Source organism: Coprococcus sp. LG101-27 (assembly GCF_027695515.1).
In the GTDB taxonomy this organism is placed as follows: Bacteria; Bacillota; Clostridia; order Lachnospirales; family Lachnospiraceae; genus Allocoprococcus; species Allocoprococcus comes.
In genome coordinates, this window is the sequence record NZ_JAQEUJ010000001.1 from 483,482 (window position 1) to 499,543 (window position 16,062).

13 protein-coding genes and 2 pseudogenes are annotated in these 16,062 nt (G+C 40.3%); 5 read left to right on the forward strand and 10 right to left on the reverse strand.

Going from position 1 to position 16,062, the window contains the following annotated elements; genetic code table 11:
* Nucleotides 1–118 precede the first annotated feature (118 nt).
* The 3 genes and pseudogenes from PG766_RS02380 to PG766_RS02390 all read left to right on the forward strand — a co-directional run bounded on the left by PG766_RS02380 (nt 119) and on the right by PG766_RS02390 (nt 3,767).
* Nucleotides 119–1,489, forward strand: coding sequence for a sodium-dependent transporter (locus PG766_RS02380; protein WP_118198272.1), 1,371 nt, complete (start codon nt 119–121; stop codon nt 1,487–1,489).
* 27 nt (nt 1,490–1,516) lie between these two features.
* A pseudogene (locus tag PG766_RS17035) lies at nt 1,517–2,515 on the forward strand (Gfo/Idh/MocA family protein); the annotation flags it as partial.
* 175 nt (nt 2,516–2,690) lie between these two features.
* A complete protein-coding gene (locus PG766_RS02390; protein ID WP_118198270.1) occupies nt 2,691–3,767 on the forward strand; it encodes a tyrosine-type recombinase/integrase in 1,077 nt (358 codons plus the stop codon).
* 24 nt (nt 3,768–3,791) lie between these two features.
* Here the strand turns inward: PG766_RS02390 and PG766_RS02395 are convergent, their stop codons facing one another.
* Nucleotides 3,792–4,493, reverse strand: a complete 702-nt coding sequence (locus PG766_RS02395; RefSeq protein ID WP_117834757.1) for a DNA alkylation repair protein — start codon at nt 4,491–4,493, stop codon at nt 3,792–3,794.
* A gap of 80 nt (nt 4,494–4,573) precedes the next feature.
* Nucleotides 4,574–5,968 carry an MATE family efflux transporter gene (locus PG766_RS02400; protein WP_118198269.1) on the reverse strand — a complete coding sequence of 465 codons (1,395 nt, stop codon included), beginning with the start codon at nt 5,966–5,968 and terminating at the stop codon, nt 4,574–4,576.
* A gap of 152 nt (nt 5,969–6,120) precedes the next feature.
* Here PG766_RS02400 and PG766_RS02405 point away from each other — a divergent pair, with 152 nt between their 5' ends.
* Nucleotides 6,121–6,975 carry a LysR family transcriptional regulator gene (locus PG766_RS02405; RefSeq protein WP_118198268.1) on the forward strand — a complete coding sequence of 285 codons (855 nt, stop codon included), beginning with the start codon at nt 6,121–6,123 and terminating at the stop codon, nt 6,973–6,975.
* A gap of 89 nt (nt 6,976–7,064) precedes the next feature.
* On the opposite strand, the gene PG766_RS02410 is transcribed toward PG766_RS02405, so the two are convergent.
* A complete protein-coding gene (locus tag PG766_RS02410) occupies nt 7,065–8,597 on the reverse strand; it encodes a hypothetical protein (protein WP_270590331.1) in 1,533 nt (510 codons plus the stop codon).
* Nucleotides 8,598–8,712: 115 nt separating this feature from the next.
* Nucleotides 8,713–9,606, reverse strand: a complete 894-nt coding sequence (locus PG766_RS02415) for a NifB/NifX family molybdenum-iron cluster-binding protein (RefSeq protein WP_117558367.1) — start codon at nt 9,604–9,606, stop codon at nt 8,713–8,715.
* Nucleotides 9,607–9,731: 125 nt separating this feature from the next.
* Here PG766_RS02415 and PG766_RS02420 point away from each other — a divergent pair, with 125 nt between their 5' ends.
* Nucleotides 9,732–11,618: an ATP-binding response regulator gene (locus PG766_RS02420; protein WP_118199233.1), complete on the forward strand. Its 1,887-nt coding sequence runs from the start codon at nt 9,732–9,734 to the stop codon at nt 11,616–11,618.
* Nucleotides 11,619–11,680: 62 nt separating this feature from the next.
* Here the strand turns inward: PG766_RS02420 and PG766_RS02425 are convergent, their stop codons facing one another.
* The 6 genes and pseudogenes from PG766_RS02425 to PG766_RS02450 all read right to left on the reverse strand — a co-directional run bounded on the left by PG766_RS02425 (nt 11,681) and on the right by PG766_RS02450 (nt 16,058).
* The gene (locus tag PG766_RS02425) at nt 11,681–12,343 is read right to left on the reverse strand and encodes a vWA domain-containing protein (protein ID WP_118199234.1); all 663 of its coding nucleotides are present in this window, start codon (nt 12,341–12,343) and stop codon (nt 11,681–11,683) included.
* 169 nt (nt 12,344–12,512) lie between these two features.
* Nucleotides 12,513–13,523, reverse strand: coding sequence for an O-acetyl-ADP-ribose deacetylase (locus PG766_RS02430; protein ID WP_118199235.1), 1,011 nt, complete (start codon nt 13,521–13,523; stop codon nt 12,513–12,515).
* A 2-nt stretch (nt 13,524–13,525) separates the two neighbouring features.
* Complete coding sequence (locus tag PG766_RS02435; protein WP_118199236.1) at nt 13,526–13,924, reverse strand: (deoxy)nucleoside triphosphate pyrophosphohydrolase; 399 nt, start codon at nt 13,922–13,924, stop codon at nt 13,526–13,528.
* A 44-nt stretch (nt 13,925–13,968) separates the two neighbouring features.
* Nucleotides 13,969–14,121, reverse strand: a pseudogene (locus tag PG766_RS17040) (DUF3427 domain-containing protein); the annotation flags it as partial.
* A gap of 342 nt (nt 14,122–14,463) precedes the next feature.
* Nucleotides 14,464–15,195, reverse strand: coding sequence for a hypothetical protein (locus PG766_RS02445; protein WP_118199238.1), 732 nt, complete (start codon nt 15,193–15,195; stop codon nt 14,464–14,466).
* Nucleotides 15,192–16,058 (reverse strand): class C sortase, encoded by an 867-nt coding sequence (locus tag PG766_RS02450; protein WP_118199239.1) that lies wholly within the window; start codon nt 16,056–16,058, stop codon nt 15,192–15,194. The genes PG766_RS02445 and PG766_RS02450 overlap by 4 nt, the downstream gene beginning before the upstream one ends.
* Nucleotides 16,059–16,062: the final 4 nt, after the last annotated feature.

A 16,062-nucleotide genomic window follows, 5' to 3' on the forward strand; every position in this document is an offset into this window, starting at 1 on the left:
ATACTAAGAAATTTTATATTTTTAAGGCTATACTTGATTTTACTAGTGACTTTAAAGGATTATCATGATAAAATCAAACAGGTGTATTTAATTTTAGAATAAAAGAGGAGATTTTGTTATGGATAATCATAAAAAAAGGAGTACATTTTCCGGTAAATTAGGATATGTACTGTCAGCAGCAGGAGCTTCTGTAGGTCTTGGAAATATCTGGAGGTTTCCTTATCTTGCGGCGAAATATGGCGGAGGAATTTTTCTGCTTATCTATATTCTGTTAGCCCTTACTTTCGGTTATACGATGATAATTGCTGAATCAGCAATTGGCCGTATGACAAGAAAAAGTCCGGTAGGTGCGTTCAAATCTTTCGGAAAGTCAAAATGGATTTCTTTTGGTGGATGGATTAATGCGATTATTCCGGTTCTGATTGTACCATATTATTCTGTAATTGGAGGATGGGTTATCAAGTACCTTTTGGAATATATAAAAGGGAACAGCAGTAGTCTGGCTCAAGATGGATATTTTTCAGAGTTTATTTCAAATGGATTTTCTACAGAAATCTGTTTTATCATATTCTGTCTGATTACACTGATTATTATTTATGCAGGTGTTCGGAATGGAATTGAGCGTGTTTCAAAGTTTATGATGCCGATTTTGATCGTGCTTTCGCTGATCATTACCATTTACTCAGTAACACGACCAGGTGCAATGGAAGGCGTGAAGTATTTTCTGGTGCCAAATCTAAAGAATTTCTCATGGATGTCTGTGGTAGCTGCTATGGGACAGATGTTTTATTCCCTATCGATCGCTATGGGAATTTTGATTACATTTGGTTCTTATATGAAAAAAGATATTTCGATTGAAGATTCTACAAGAAATGTAGAAGTATTTGATACAGCGATTGCAATTATGGCAGGACTTATGATCATCCCAGCCGTATTTGCGTTTTCAGGTGGAAATCCGGATACGTTACAGGCAGGGCCGGCACTGATGTTTATTACAATACCAAAGGTGTTTGAGAATATGGGATTGGGAACAGCAATTGGAATTCTGTTCTTTCTGCTTGTTCTTTTTGCTGCGCTGACAAGCTCAATCGCATTGACAGAGAGTGCAGTATCTACATTTGAAGATGAAATCGGCTGGAGTCGTAAAAAGTCTACTGTGCTTGTTGGTGTGATTATGATAGTATTAGGAAGTTTATCTTCACTTGGATATGGACCACTTGCATTTGTGAAAATTATTGGTATGCAGTTCCTGGATTTCTTTGATTTTCTGACTAATTCGGTAATGATGCCGATCGCGGCACTGATGACAAGCCTTTTGGTAGCTAGAGTTGTTGGGGTAAAGAAGATAGAAGAAGAGATTATTCATGGAGAAAATGCATTCCGCAGAAAGAAGATTTTTGCTGTTATGATTAAATATCTGTGTCCAATCTTTGTTCTGATTATTTTGATCAGTTCTGTGGCGAATGCATTTGGATGGATTTCCATGTAGAATAATATGTGAAAAAAGGAGTGTAAAGAAATGGAACAGATGAAAGTTGGAATTATCGGTGCTGGGCGAATTGCAGCAAATATGGCGAAAACACTGGACGGTATGGACGATGCGGCTGCATATGCCGTTGCTGCAAGAAATCTTGACAGAGCGCAGAAATTTGCCAAAGAATGGGGATTTGAAAAGGCATATGGCTCATACGAAGAACTGGTAAATGATCCGGAAGTAGAGTTGATTTATATCGCGACACCACATCCGTTTCATATAGAACATGCCAAACTTTGTATCAATCATGGGAAACCGGTACTTTGTGAAAAACCATTTACTGTAAATGCTGTTGGAGCAAAAGAAGTATTTGCTCTCGCAAAGGAAAAAGAAGTCTTTATTACGGAGGCAATTTGGACAAGATACCTTCCATCCCGTAAAATAATCGATGATATTATTGCAAGTGGTGAAATCGGAGAAATAAAGGGGATTTCAGCAAATCTCGGATATGATATGCATACAAAAGAACGTCTGATCGATCCGAAGCTTGCCGGTGGAGCGCTATTAGATGTAGGTATTTACCCACTGAATTTTGCAAGCATGGTTTTAGGCGATGATGTTGAAGAAACGCTTTCTTCCTGCGTAAAATTTGACAGTGGAGTGGATGCACAGAATTCCATTATTTTGAAATACAAAAATGGATCGATGGCTTCTATACAAAGCAGTGCACTTACCGGTACAGAACAATATGGTATGATATATGGGACCAAGGGGTATCTGATTGCGGAAAATATTAATGATATTACGGCGGTAAAAGTATATACACCGGATCGGGAATTTGTAAGGGAAATTACAATGCCAGAACAGATCACTGGGTTTGAATATGAAGTACGCGCTTCTATGAAGGCTATCCGTGAAGGAAAACTTGAATGTACGGAAATGCCGCATGAAGAAAGTATTCGCATCATGGAACAGATGGATGGACTTAGAAAAGACTGGGGGATTGAATATCCATTTGAAAAAGGAAACAGACCGTGCTAGTAATTATAATCAGCTGTCCCTGGCAAAAAGTTGTCTTGGGACAGCTGTATTTTGAATAACCAATCTATACGACAAATACCGATTTTTCCAAAAGATATAGACAAATCTTCCGAAACCATGCTATAATCATACCTATATCGGGGAAATTTATGGAATTTAGGAGGTTCTTAGGATCATGCCATCTGATACAAAAACATACCAGGAAGAAACTTATATTGATAATACTATTCGTCTTCGTGGTGTTTTAAACACCATGCCTGACTTTGCACGTGATTATTTTCGTGCCATTGAACCAACCACATCACCAAAGACACGAATATCGTATGCATATGACATCCGTTTGTTCTTTCAGTTTTTAATTGAAGAAAATCCTGTTTATAAACATCACTCAATTAAGGACTTTCAGGTACAGGATCTGGAAGCTATTCAGCCGGTTGATATTGAGGAATATCTGGAATATCTGAAGGTCTATGATACTACAGATGTTCATACCAAAGAAACCAAACAGGTTACAAACTCTGAACGCGGCTTATTTCGCAAAATGTCTGCATTACGCAGCTTTTATAATTATTTCTTTAAAAGACAGATAATTCAGAAAAATCCGACCTTATTTGTAGATATGCCGAAGTTACATGACAAGGCGATCATACGTTTGGATACCGATGAGGTTGCAAAGCTTTTGGATTATGTGGAATCCTGTGGTTCCAAATTAACAGGACAGGCACTCTCCTATTATAATAAGACGAAAGAACGTGATATTGCGATCATTACTCTCCTATTGGGAACGGGTATTCGGGTATCAGAGTTAGTTGGACTGGACCTGTCAGATGTGGATTTTAACAATAATGGGGTCATGGTGACACGAAAAGGTGGAAGCCAGATGGTTGTTTATTTTGGTGAAGAGGTGGAAAAAGCACTTCGCAATTATCTGGAGACATACCGTAAAGCGGTAACGCCCATTGCTGGCTATGAAAATGCTCTGTTTTTATCAACCCAAAGACGCCGGATCGGTGTGCAGGCGGTTGAAAATATGGTTAAAAAGTATGCCAGTCAGATTACAAATAAAAGAATCACGCCACATAAGCTCAGAAGTACCTATGGTACTGCCCTTTATAAGGAAACGGGGGATATTTATCTGGTAGCGGATGTTCTGGGGCACAAAGATGTCAATACAACGAAAAAGCACTACGCTGCAATCGATGAAGACAGACGACGTAGTGCTGCAAATGTGGTAAAATTGCGGGAACCGTAAATTGTCAAAGCTCGGTAAAACTTATTATTTCTTTACTCTTAATGTCCTTAAATAGATCTTCTGTTCCGGCGTGATCCGGTAGCTTTCAATTGCTTTCTGAATCGTCTTATTATGTGTCCAGGTGTCCAGCCTTTTCTTTTCCAGATAAGGAATGATCTGGTCATACTGCTTTGCAAGAGCGGTAGCAAAATACCAGGCACGCATCATGTTTACATAATATTCGTCCGATTTAACTTCGGCTACCTTTTTGGGATATTCCGGTTTAAACTGTTCATCCAGATAATACCGCATCAGCATTCCAATTCCAAAACGGACGATATACGGGTGATCCGATGCTATCCAGCGGCAGACTTCCTGGATAAATATGTCCAGATGATTTTTTACTGTCCGGAGCGCGATCATATCACAGGTTGCCCAGTTATCTATATACGGGAGAAAACGGTCCAGTGCGGCAATACAGGATGGGTACGCTTTAATCTGTTCAATCAGTAGTCCATGAAGGTTGTTTTCTTCATAATATTTATGTGGAAGCACTTCAAGAAATGCAGAAACATTGTCTGTTTTACCGAATTTTTTTGCGTATGCGCGCAAAGAAGGAGTCCGCACACCGATGACGGTTTCCTTATTGACTGTCGGCATCAGTTTTGCCTGAAAATCCCGATAAGCAAGATCCTGTATTGCAAAGAGATCTGCTTGTACATTTTCTATTACTTCTCTACTGCTCATTTGTCATTTCCTCCTGAAATATTGTAGATTTATAATTCGGTATAACGAAATTTGCTACAGCTTGACAGTGGTTTAAGTATTTATAAGATCGTGCCTGTCTCATAGAGCGCATTCTTCCGCTCCATACGCTTTAATTCCGGCAATACGGTAAGTAACATGGTGATGAAGCATAATCCTCCACCAATGACGTTAGAAACCGGCTCAGCGAGAAATACGCCGTCTGTTCCCATATGCAGGGCATACGGCATCAGATATGTCAGAGGCACGACGATAAATACCTTCCGAAGTAGTGAGAAAAAGATTGCATGCTTCTTCTTATTCAGGGATTTAAAGACCGTCTGGCCAATGTATTGCATATCCATGCAGATAAACGCTGCAAAATACTGCTTCAGGGCAGGAACTGCATCTTTCATCAACGTAGTATCCGAACTGAAAATTCCGATCAGGGTTTTCGGCGCGATGATGATAATACTCCACATCACAGCTGTGTATCCGAGAATCATAAGTGCCATCATGGCACCGGCTTTTCTTACACGGCATGGGCGTCTTGCACCATAATTGTAACTCAGGATTGGCGAAGTCCCTTCGTTGATTGCATAAATCGGAGTTTCTACAAGCTGTCTGACACTGGATACGATGGTCATAACAGAAATGTAGATATCTCCGCCTGTGACGGAAAGTACATTGTTGCAGACAATCGTTACCAGACTGTTTGTCAACTGCATGATAAATCCGGCAGTTCCCAGGCTTACAATGTTTTTTGCATAAGCTGTACAGTTGGCAAGTTCCTCTTTTTTGAGGAGCCTCACTTTCAGTTCTGCTTTCTTTGTAAGAAAGAAAAAGACAAATGCAGCAGAAAGTGTCTGAGAAATGACCGTTGCAATTGCGGCACCGCACACGCCAAGCCCGAACACAAAAATAAACAACGGGTCAAGCAGCAAGTTCGTTACTGCCCCTATGGTAACTGAAAACATGCCGATGGTTGAATATCCCTGTGCATTGATAAACGGGTTCATACCGGTTGCAATCATAGAAGGCAGAGTTCCGATCAGGTAAAGCATCAGGTACGGATATGCATAGATTAGAGCGTCTTTTGAAGCACCAAACAGTACCAGGATCGGGCGGGCAAATAAAAACCCAATTACCATGAGTACAATGGCACAGATACAGACCATGGAAAAAGAAATATTCATAATTTTTTTCGCTTCCTGTGGCTCATTTTTGCCGCGCTCAATCGAAAATAATGGTGCACCGCCGCTTCCGAATAGATTGCTGAATGCGGTAATGATAACAATTACCGGGAAACAAAGACCGACTGCACCAAGTGCTGCAGTTCCGATGTGCGGGATACGTGCAATATAAATCCGGTCTACAATGTTATAAAGTAAACTTAAAATCTGGGCAACCAGCATCGGGAGCGATGCTCCAAGGATATTGCTGGTTATCGTTCCATTTTCAAAATCGACTCGTTTCATTTGTAAATTCATTCCTTTTTATTTTTCTTGCTTTTTAATTCTAACATGATGTAATATATATGTAAATTATTGTTTTTATATGATAATTCGATAAAAATCATATGGATAATATGTTTTCATTTTTAAATAATCAGGAGATGAATTACATTTTTATGGAAATCAGACAGTTGGAATATTTTCGTGCGATCGTAGATGCCGGAACGATCAGCGGTGCAGCAAGAGTTCTTCACATGACCCAGCCACCGCTGAGCTATCAGATGAAGATGCTGGAGGAAGAATTACAGGTATCACTCTTTTTGCGAGGTACAAAGAAAATTACGCTTACAGATGCCGGAAAGACGCTTTATGAGCAGGCCGGTAATCTTCTAATGCTTGCAGATCTGACCAAACAGGAGGTTGTCAAATCCGGTCAGGCAGCTACCCTGCACATAGGGATCACACCATCCACTGTATCGATGATGTCCGAATATCTGCTTTGCTTTGCAAAAAAGTATCCTCAAATTCATTTTGATGTACATGAAGGATCTACATTTACACTGAAAGATCAGCTGGAAAATGGAATGATCGATCTGACTACACTCCGCACACCAATTGTGTTAAATGGCTGTGAAACCAAGTCTCTTTCCCGGGAGAAGCTGCTTGTGATGGCAGTTCCTGATCACCCTCTGTTGCAGGGACATACATCCATTAGTCTGCGGGAACTTTCCGAACAACCCTTAATCCTCTCCCACCGCTACCGCAAATATATGCTTGCCGCATTTGAGGGTGCCGGACTGGTCTGTGATATTTATTTTGCCTGTGAGGATGCCCGCACTGCAATGACGATGGCAGAAAAGGGACTGGGAATTGCGATTCTTCCGGAGTCTATGCTGAAGCTCACTAATAAATTAAAAGCATATGATATTACTGGAGCTGATCTTACAACTGAAATTCTTCTTGCATGGAGGAAAGGCAGGATGCCGGCGGAATTACAGGATTTTCTGACATTATTTGAGGAGAAAATATAAAGTAAAAGAGCAGAGATACCTTCGAATGACTCTGCTCTTTTACTTTATTTTATCATTTGGTAAGTATTTTTTTAATAGGATAAATAGAATTACCAGCTTGATTTCTGCTCATCTATAACTTCCAAAGTCTCCGAATTTACCAGATAGAAATCAACCAGTTCTGTCTCATATCCACCATCCGGATATACCTTTTCCAGAACCAATTCTTCGAAAGTATTATTATTTTCATCTGTCTTAGAACCGTTATCATACAGACAGTAATTGACATTTACTGTTGTGCCATCCTTCTCTTCTGTTGTCTCAGAGAGGATCGCGTAATTTTCGCCCTTTGCATTTGCCGTGTAAGTGAAATTCATATCCGGAAGGGGATTCTGTTGCTGGATATATTGATACACAGCACGCATTTCGTCCTGAAGCGGTGAAGCTTTCTGGGATTCCTGTGCCGGAGAATTTTCGGAGGAATCTGAGATACTACTATCTTGGGTTTCCGAATCATTCGGGTCGGAATCTGGTACAGAGGATTCTGTTAAAGTGTCTGTATTCGGTAAAAACAAACCCGTTTTTTGCATATAAATCAGGTTATCAGTTCGGTATTGTGTAGCGATGCCGTAATCAGGCTGTACGGAAAGATAAATATAATGCTGATCTTGACCGGTTACGGTTTCCGTTCCTTCTACGCCAAAGCTCACAATTAAAAAGCTGTAACCAATCAGAGAAAGTAAGAAAAGAGTCAGTGCGGCATAAGAAACGGCAATTATTCGTCTGGCTGCTTTCCTATTAAGGAGACTTTTTTGCCTTTTATACAGACAGATCATGCCCCAGATCAGCAGGCAGGACAAGGTGACGGAAACGAAGATGACGGATATTTCAGCAAAATAATAGCGGATTGCATATCCTGCGCTTCTATTGATACCATACCATGCACCGTAGAAAAAGGTACTGTATGCCAGAACGATTGTAATCAGACAAGTACGCAGGATATGCTCTTTTCTTGTCGGAGTGAATTTTTTTAATGCAGAAATAAGTCTGTCCATTTCTTCTGCTTCAATCCAGGTGGTAAGTTCTGCTTCAGATGGATATTCACCGTTTGTGTCAGGAATTCCTGTATAACGGGTTAAAAACTGATTTTTTGTATCAGTATCTCCCGCTTCTGCTGCCAGTAAGATCTGCATATAATACAACTGTTTTAACTGGACCGGTGTGCATTTTCCAACAGAAATCTGTGTAATTGTCTGTGTAGCATGATCGTATTTTCCAAGCTGGATTTCAAGGCTTGCAATCAGGAGCAGCATGCGGTTATTCGTAGCAAGATCGCGGACAGATTGTATATGATACATATAAAGCGCGTACTCATAGTGTTCGTCCAGTGGCATTCTACTCGATATCTTTCTGCTCCATCCGGCTTCTACAAACTGGAGCCCGAAAGCAAGTTCGATAACGGCAAGAAGCTGGCAAAGGAAAGCCGTAAGTCCCCAGACATTGGTAGTGAGTTTCTGATAGGTCAGAAAAAAGATTGCAGCGGCAGCCAGGATAACGAACAACCATCTCAGCATGAACACGCGGCGGGCTTTCTTTTTTACGGTTGGATTCCATGGATATGTTTTTAATTCTGAATCTAGCACGGGCAAATCTCCCTTCCGTTGTCTAAATTATCGATTTTCAAAAATATAATCTTAGTATTTAAGCGCCTCCTTTATGACGAAATAAAAGGGGCGCTTAAATCACTTTTCATATTTACTATTTTACTTCTACCAGTTCGATCTGGAAGTTCAGTTCTTTTCCAGCCATCTCATGGTTGGCATCAAATGTGATGTTGGTTTCTGTCTTTTCGGTTACGGTTACCGGGAATGGCTGTCCGTACTGGTTGGTCAGATATGCATGTGCACCGACTTCCAGATCTTCTGATCCAGGAAGCTGTGCGATTTCCAGCGTAAAAATGGCGCGTGGATCCGGCATGCCGTAAGCTTCTTCCGGCATCAGATGGATGTTGATGGTCTGTCCTACTTCCATTGTTGCAACGGCTTTATCGTAACCATGGATCATCTGTCCGGCTCCGCATACAAATTCCAATGGCTCTCCGCGGTCATAGGAAGAATCAAACTGGGTACCATCATCAAAGGTACCTCTGTAATGGGTACGGCAGGTCTTTCCGACATTCGGACCTTCAAAATCCGGCACATGTGCGCCACCACATCCGCTGCATCCACTGCAGTGTCCGCCACAGGAATGTTCTTCTTCAGCAGAAGCTTCTTCTGTTGCTGTTTCTTCATGCTGTCCACAGCAGGAATGACCTTCTTCGTGGTGATGGTCACAATTTGTACCTGCAGATTCCAGTTCTCCTGCAAGATAGGCATTCACTGCCGCATCTACTTCTCCTGCTGCACCGGATATAACTTTGATACCGGCTTCTTTCAGCGCCTCTTGTGCACCTTCTCCGATACCGCCACAGATCAGAACATTTGCACTCTGCTCAGAAAGGAATCCTGCAAGCGCACTGTGTCCGGCGCCACCAGCATGAACAATCTGCATGGAAGTGATCTTTCCGTCTTCTACCTCATACATTTTAAAAGTTTCTGTCTTTCCGAAGTGCTGGAAAATAGATCCGCCTTCGTATGTTACTGCTATTTTCATTTGTAAAATCCTCCTTGAGATACCTTTACTCAATAGTATAACATATGGATTGCGAAACGCATAGAAAAAGTATACAATAATGAAAGAAATAATGAGACAAAACGAAAGAAAAAAGGGACTGGAAAATGAGTAGTATTTATTTGAGCAACGCAATATTTATGATGATAATACTGACGATCATCTTTTTAAGGATCCGGTATTATATTACATGGAGCCCGAGTAAAAAATATACGATGATCTTTATTGGCATGGTAGAGCTTTATGTGTTAATGGATGCATTGTTTATGAAAGAACTCTTAGGTAAGTCAGGAAACTTTTTGCAGTTTAAGCTGGTTGTGTTTTTCTTTTATCTGGTTTATGTAATCATGCCATATGTGTGGCATTTGTTTATGCAGAGTTATATGGGGATTAACCGTTCAAAGAAGCAAAGATTTGCGGAAATGATTCCGTTCATTCTCCTGGTTCTGATGGTGCTTCTCTCAGTTCCGACGGGAATTGTCTGGAGATTTTCACGGAACCGGACCTATATACGCGGTACATTTTTCGGAGTGTTTGCCGTACTCAATCTGTTTTATTACGTTTATACATTTGCACAGACATTCTTTATTTTATTCATGAACAATACAAAGGGTGTCAGATATCTCATAAAATCGGCACTGTTTTCAGCAGTCCCACTGATCGGAATTCTGGCAAATACCTATATCATTCCACTTTATGGGGCATATCCGTTCCAACCGTACTGCCTGGTAATCGGAGCACTGCTCTCCTACCTGTTCATGGTGGAGCACCAGCAAGATCAGATGGAGTTTGAACACCGGAAAAGACTGTCCAAAGCATTGGAACTGGAAAAAGAATCGACACGGAAAGCGAAAGTAGCCGGTGAGGTAAAGAATGCTTTCCTTGCAAATATGTCCCATGATATCCGTACCCCGATGAATGCGATCATTGGATTTTCTGATATCATTGCAGAACATCCGGATGATGAAGAAATTGTAAAAAATGCAATTTCCAAAATTCAGGCATCTGGTGAGATTCTTCTGAAGATCATCAATGATGTGTTGGATCTGTCTAAAATCGAAAGTGGAAAGGCAGAAATTGTGGAGATGGTAACTGACCTGAAGCAAATGGAAGAAAATCTGAAAATGATGCTCGAATACAGCATCCAAAAGGGAATGATTGATTTCAAAGTTGAGGATCAAATAGAGAATCCACTGGTATGGTGTGATGCGACAAAACTGCAGCAGGTACTGGTAAATGTACTGAATAATGCAGTTAAATTTACCCCAGCGGGAGGAACGATCACATTTAGCTGCGTCCAGAGAATGATCGCACCTGGATTTGCCGAATACAAATTCACGATAAAGGATACCGGAATCGGTATGACTGAAGAATTTCAGAAACATGCGTTTGAGGCATTTGAACGAGAGCGAACTTCTACCGAGAGCAAGACTGAAGGAACAGGGCTTGGACTTGCGATTGTGAAGAAACTGGTAGATCTGATGCATGGTGATGTGATAATCCAAAGTAATTCCGGTCAGGGAACCAAAATACAGATTTCACTTCCCCTTCGGATTGCAACGGAAAATCAGCTTCATCAATCAGATAAAGCAAAGGAATACAAAATAGGTTTTGACGGAATGCATGTACTTTTGGTGGAAGATAATGAATTAAATGCAGAAATTGCCATGGAAGTTTTGAAAAATAAAGGGATTCTTGTGAACTGGGTTCCGGATGGATGCGCCTGTGTGGAAGAAATTCAAGATAAGGAAGCAGGCACATATCAGTTTATCCTGATGGATGTACAGATGCCACGGATGAATGGATACGAAGCGACACAGAAAATCCGTCAGCTTGCAGATGTGAAGAAGGCACAGATTCCAATCATTGCCATGACTGCAAATGCATTTGAGGAAGACCGGAAACATGCGCTGGATGCCGGGATGGATGGGTTTATTATGAAACCGTTCCGGGTGGATGAGATGATGAAGGTGATCGGGGAAGTGATGGAATAAATGAATGGAAAGAGCAGGGAAAGAACTTTGGAAAGTTCATCCCCTGCTCTTTGTGTGTTTCATCAATCTACGCGGCTATGTTGTCCACGTTTTTGGTAATCTTTATCAATTCGCTTCTTCCAACTAGAATCAAGCGCTGCATTGCACCGAACAGCAGATATGGCATCATTTAATACTTCATAATTCAATGCAGTTCCTTCGCAGTCACACTGATAATTGGCAGCTTTATCTGCGTTAATTCCAAAATGATTGGCTGTTTCAATCGCATCAATATTTGCGCCAAGAAAGAGAAATTCCCATCCATATTTTTCTTTTTGTCGTTCGATCATCTGCTTTACTTTATCAATGCGATAAATGTGGCTTGCATTTTCCATACCATCTGTCATGATGATAAAAACGGTATGCTCCGGTACATCTTCCGTGCGCGCATATTTGTGGACATTTCCAATGTGATGGATAGCACCGCCGATCGCATCCAGGAGAGCCGTACAGCCGTACACAGAATAATCGTCTTCTGTCATAGAGGGAATCTTCTGCACCTCTACTCTGTCATAAAGGACTTTACTGTTATTGTTAAAAAGCACGGTAGAAATCAGCGCCTGCCCTGCCTCTCTTTTCTGCTTCTCAATCATAGAATTGAAGCCGCCTATGGTGTCCTTTTCCAGTCCGCTCATGGATCCGCTGCGATCTAAAATAAATACAACTTCTGTCTGATTTTTTCTCATACTAAATTTCCTCCTAAGTAATGGCTTATTTTGTTTGTAACTATAGGATACTGCCATTTTCAGGGGAAATGGTCGCATGAAAAGCGACACTTTTTATGGATCAGAAAATTTCTACAGAATCATATCAGGTGAATAACGCTATGTGCCAAATTGCCAAACTATTTTCTTTTTAGCCTCCAATCAGACTTTGATCAAAGGCAAAGAGTGCTTCATTGATTTCGTAAATACTATAATTTTGCTTCAAGATAAAATATTCAACGATTACGTCAAATTTGCTGGAATGAGACAGGGCAAATCCTGCTTTCATCAGCATATCCTGAATTTCCGGAAGCGGAAGCTCAAGTGCCAGCGCAAATGCAAGAACGGTCGGTTTGGATGGTTTGTAGTACTTGTCATTTTTAATCTTGGAAAATAATTTCCGGTCAATATTGGCTTTCTTATAACACTGAGAATCGGTCATTCCACTTTCATCAATCTTCCGAAGCAGCATTTCAGAAAAGCTTTCATCCATTTGCTGCAAGGCATCTTCCAAAGTCGCAGCCTTATTTAACGGTACATTTGATGGCTCTGGTAAAGATATGCTTTCACAGAGATCCATTTTCCGGAACTGCTTCTGACGCCTCATTGCTTCGGATGTTTTGTTAATGTGTGTTTCTACATAATGATCATCGATATAAGATGCAATATCAGAAAACAGTTTGCTGCTGATCCGATAAGCTGCTTTATCAAAAATGACGATGTATACCGTCATATCATTTTCCATAAGAAATGCGCTGATCGCGTCGATTGCAACCTTCAGCGCCTGAGCTTTCGGATAGCCGTAAATTCCGGAAGAAATCAGTGGAAATGCTATGGTTTCACAATGTTTTTCTTTTGCAAGTGCCAAGGAATTTTCATAGCAGGAAGTAAGCAACTCCCGCTCATGAAACTGTCCGCCTCTCCATATAGGACCTACTGCGTGAATGACATAATTGCAAGGCAGATCATAGGCGTTTGTAATCTTTGCATCTCCGGTCTGACAGCCGCCTAATGTGCGGCATTCCTCTAAAAGCTTGGGCCCTGCTGCACGGTGAATGCAGCCATCCACTCCACCGCCGCCGAGCAGGGAGGAATTTGCGGCATTGACGATGGCGTCTACGGACATTTTGGTGATATCATTTCTGACGATTTGTAATGGCATAATTAGGCATGCTCCTCTAAATAATTTTCAATCTTTCCAATCAGCGCCTGATCTGCCGGAAGCCAGTCTACGCTGTAAAGAGTCTCTTTTGTGAGCCATTTGGCAGCTTCATGCTCTTTTAGGATCAGATCGCCGGATTTTACATTACAGATAAAACAATCCATTGATAGGTGGAATTTTGGATAGTCATATTCTACGGTGTCAAGTAGCTGAATGACTTCGATTTCCGTATCTAATTCCTCTTTAATTTCCCTTATGATGGCATGTTCTGGCGTTTCATCTGGTTCGATCTTTCCACCGGGGAATTCCCAGCCGTCTTTAAATTCTCCATAACCTCGCTGGGTTGCAAATATTTTATTGTCAGCAAGAATGATTGCTGCAACGACTCTGATTGTTTTCATGGTAGTTGTCTCCTGTTGTATAGTAGTGTTAAAGTGTTTTCGTTTTATCCATTTACAATATATTCATAAATATCTTCTCTCACCGGTGTATCCAGAACCCATTCGATCTCCACTGCTGTCTTATCCGTATTCGGCATAATGAATTCCTTCACCTGCCCGGTCGCATTCACGCGTCCAAGATAATAAACTTCTGAATTCCCAAGAAATCTTTTAGTTTTATTTTATCAGAAAGTTCATTTTGTTCAAGAAGCTTTTTGCTATTCTCCGCATCTTCTATTTTTCGTTTGATTTCATCCAGCTGTCCACTTATCTTTTCAGCTCTCTGCTTATACAAATACAGGAATTACAGAAAAAACAAAAGACACTAGATATCATCCAGCAGAATTTCACTGCACTACTCAATGCTCCTCAAATATCAAACAACGATATCAATCGTACCGTTGCATCCACACTTCAACATTAGTGTTTGCAACGTTTTAAGACGTATAATACAAGAAAACTGATTCCACCGTAATGGATCAGTTTTCTTTAAATAATAGCTACTTCATTTTTCTCTTTTTATAAAATCCTGCAATCAACCCAAGACTAACAAACGCTATTAAAAACCATGCAACTATATTTGTTGTATCTCCAGTTTTTACCGTGTTTATTATTTTCTGAATAGTATTTGGCTTATCAGGTTTTGAAGGTGCCGGATCCTTTGGCTTGTCTGGATTGTTCGGTGGTGTTTCTGGTGAAACCCATTCAGCTTTTGGCTCTATCGTTACATTATATTCTACATTCCCATTGATTTCAGATGGAATATTAACAAGGAATGGCGCAGATTCAAATTTATCTGTACCACTTTCCACATTTCCAATCTGTGCAATCAGATAAATTCCTTCATCCAATTCTCCAAAACTCGTGCGTCCCGAACTATCTGTTTCTTGCATTAAGCCGGAAATATCATTTTCCTTCGCAAATGCAAACAATTGTTTTGCCTGTTTTTCTCTTGCTTCTGCACTGGTATCTTGTAATGATATACCTGAATCTTTAAAACCATCTTCCCAGACCAGCTCATTATTTTTCATATATTGAATTGGAATTATCGAGAACTTTGCTCCGGAAAGAGTCACTTCTTTATCCGAACTATTTCTCCCCTTGTAAATAATTTGAATGCTTCCTGTTCTGCTTCCTGCTTCAGCATGGATTGTTGAAATATCTATAAAACTACCGACAAGAAAAAGCATAACGAATAAAATAATGTGAATACTTCTTATCTTCTTTCTCACCTTACTTTCCTCCTTTTTCTATCTCGTATACTATAAATTATAGCAATCATCAGCCCTATAAAAATTACTATAATTGTTACAATCAGGACTTTAGCAGTAAAAGATAACTCTGGTTTTATATTTGTATCCGGCTCTTGCTTCGTTGCCTCTTCATAAGGTATTCTCTCTCCACGTACTAAAAGTCTATGTGTGTTGATTGCAAATGGTGTACAAGTAACAAGTGTAGCATAATCCTTGCCTGATTCAATAGATAACCCATCTGTCTCTTCCGGTAAAACCGTTAATATCTGATCAATCTGATATGCTAGGGTTTCATCTAAAACTTTAATGTAAAAAATATCCCCTACTTCTAGTTTATCCATATTGGTAAATAGTGTTTTTGTCGGAAGACCTCTATGTCCGGTCAGAACTGTATGTGTACTTTCTCCACCTACAGGAAGAGACGTACCCCAGAAATGTCCGACACCTGCCTGTAGCACAGCTTCACTTGTTCCATGATAAATTGGAAGTTCTATATTAATCTTAGGAATACGAATGTATCCCATCATTCCAGAACCATCTACGTTTAACAGTCCCTCATAACGAGCATCTATTTCCACATCTTCTTGCGAAAATGGATCAATCAAATCAATATTTCCAAGCATTTCCTTATTATATGCTCTCGCCTCTTTCAACATCTGCTCTTTTTCTGCCTTACTTAACTTTACACTTTCCTCATCATAATAGGATACAACTTTGGAACCATTCTTTTCGTTCAAGTATCTGCTGTATGTCGGATATAATAACACGGCGAATGCAACCAAAAGCACAAGTAAACGAATAATATCTTTTATTGTAATCTTACCTTTTTTCTTACTTTTCATTGCA

Coding starts and splice junctions, on each gene's coding strand:
- PG766_RS02395 (WP_117834757.1), bottom strand. CDS start 4,493: ATGAGCAGTAGAGAAGTAATAGAAAATGTACAAGCAGATCTCTTTGCA.
- PG766_RS02415 (WP_117558367.1), bottom strand. CDS start 9,606: ATGAAAATAGCAGTAACATACGAAGGCGGATCTATTTTCCAGCACTTC.
- PG766_RS02435 (WP_118199236.1), bottom strand. CDS start 13,924: ATGAAAACAATCAGAGTCGTTGCAGCAATCATTCTTGCTGACAATAAA.
- PG766_RS02420 (WP_118199233.1), top strand. CDS start 9,732: ATGAGTAGTATTTATTTGAGCAACGCAATATTTATGATGATAATACTG.
- PG766_RS02405 (WP_118198268.1), top strand. CDS start 6,121: ATGGAAATCAGACAGTTGGAATATTTTCGTGCGATCGTAGATGCCGGA.
- PG766_RS02450 (WP_118199239.1), bottom strand. CDS start 16,058: ATGAAAAGTAAGAAAAAAGGTAAGATTACAATAAAAGATATTATTCGT.
- PG766_RS02430 (WP_118199235.1), bottom strand. CDS start 13,523: ATGCCATTACAAATCGTCAGAAATGATATCACCAAAATGTCCGTAGAC.
- PG766_RS02390 (WP_118198270.1), top strand. CDS start 2,691: ATGCCATCTGATACAAAAACATACCAGGAAGAAACTTATATTGATAAT.
- PG766_RS02425 (WP_118199234.1), bottom strand. CDS start 12,343: ATGAGAAAAAATCAGACAGAAGTTGTATTTATTTTAGATCGCAGCGGA.
- PG766_RS02380 (WP_118198272.1), top strand. CDS start 119: ATGGATAATCATAAAAAAAGGAGTACATTTTCCGGTAAATTAGGATAT.
- PG766_RS02400 (WP_118198269.1), bottom strand. CDS start 5,968: ATGAAACGAGTCGATTTTGAAAATGGAACGATAACCAGCAATATCCTT.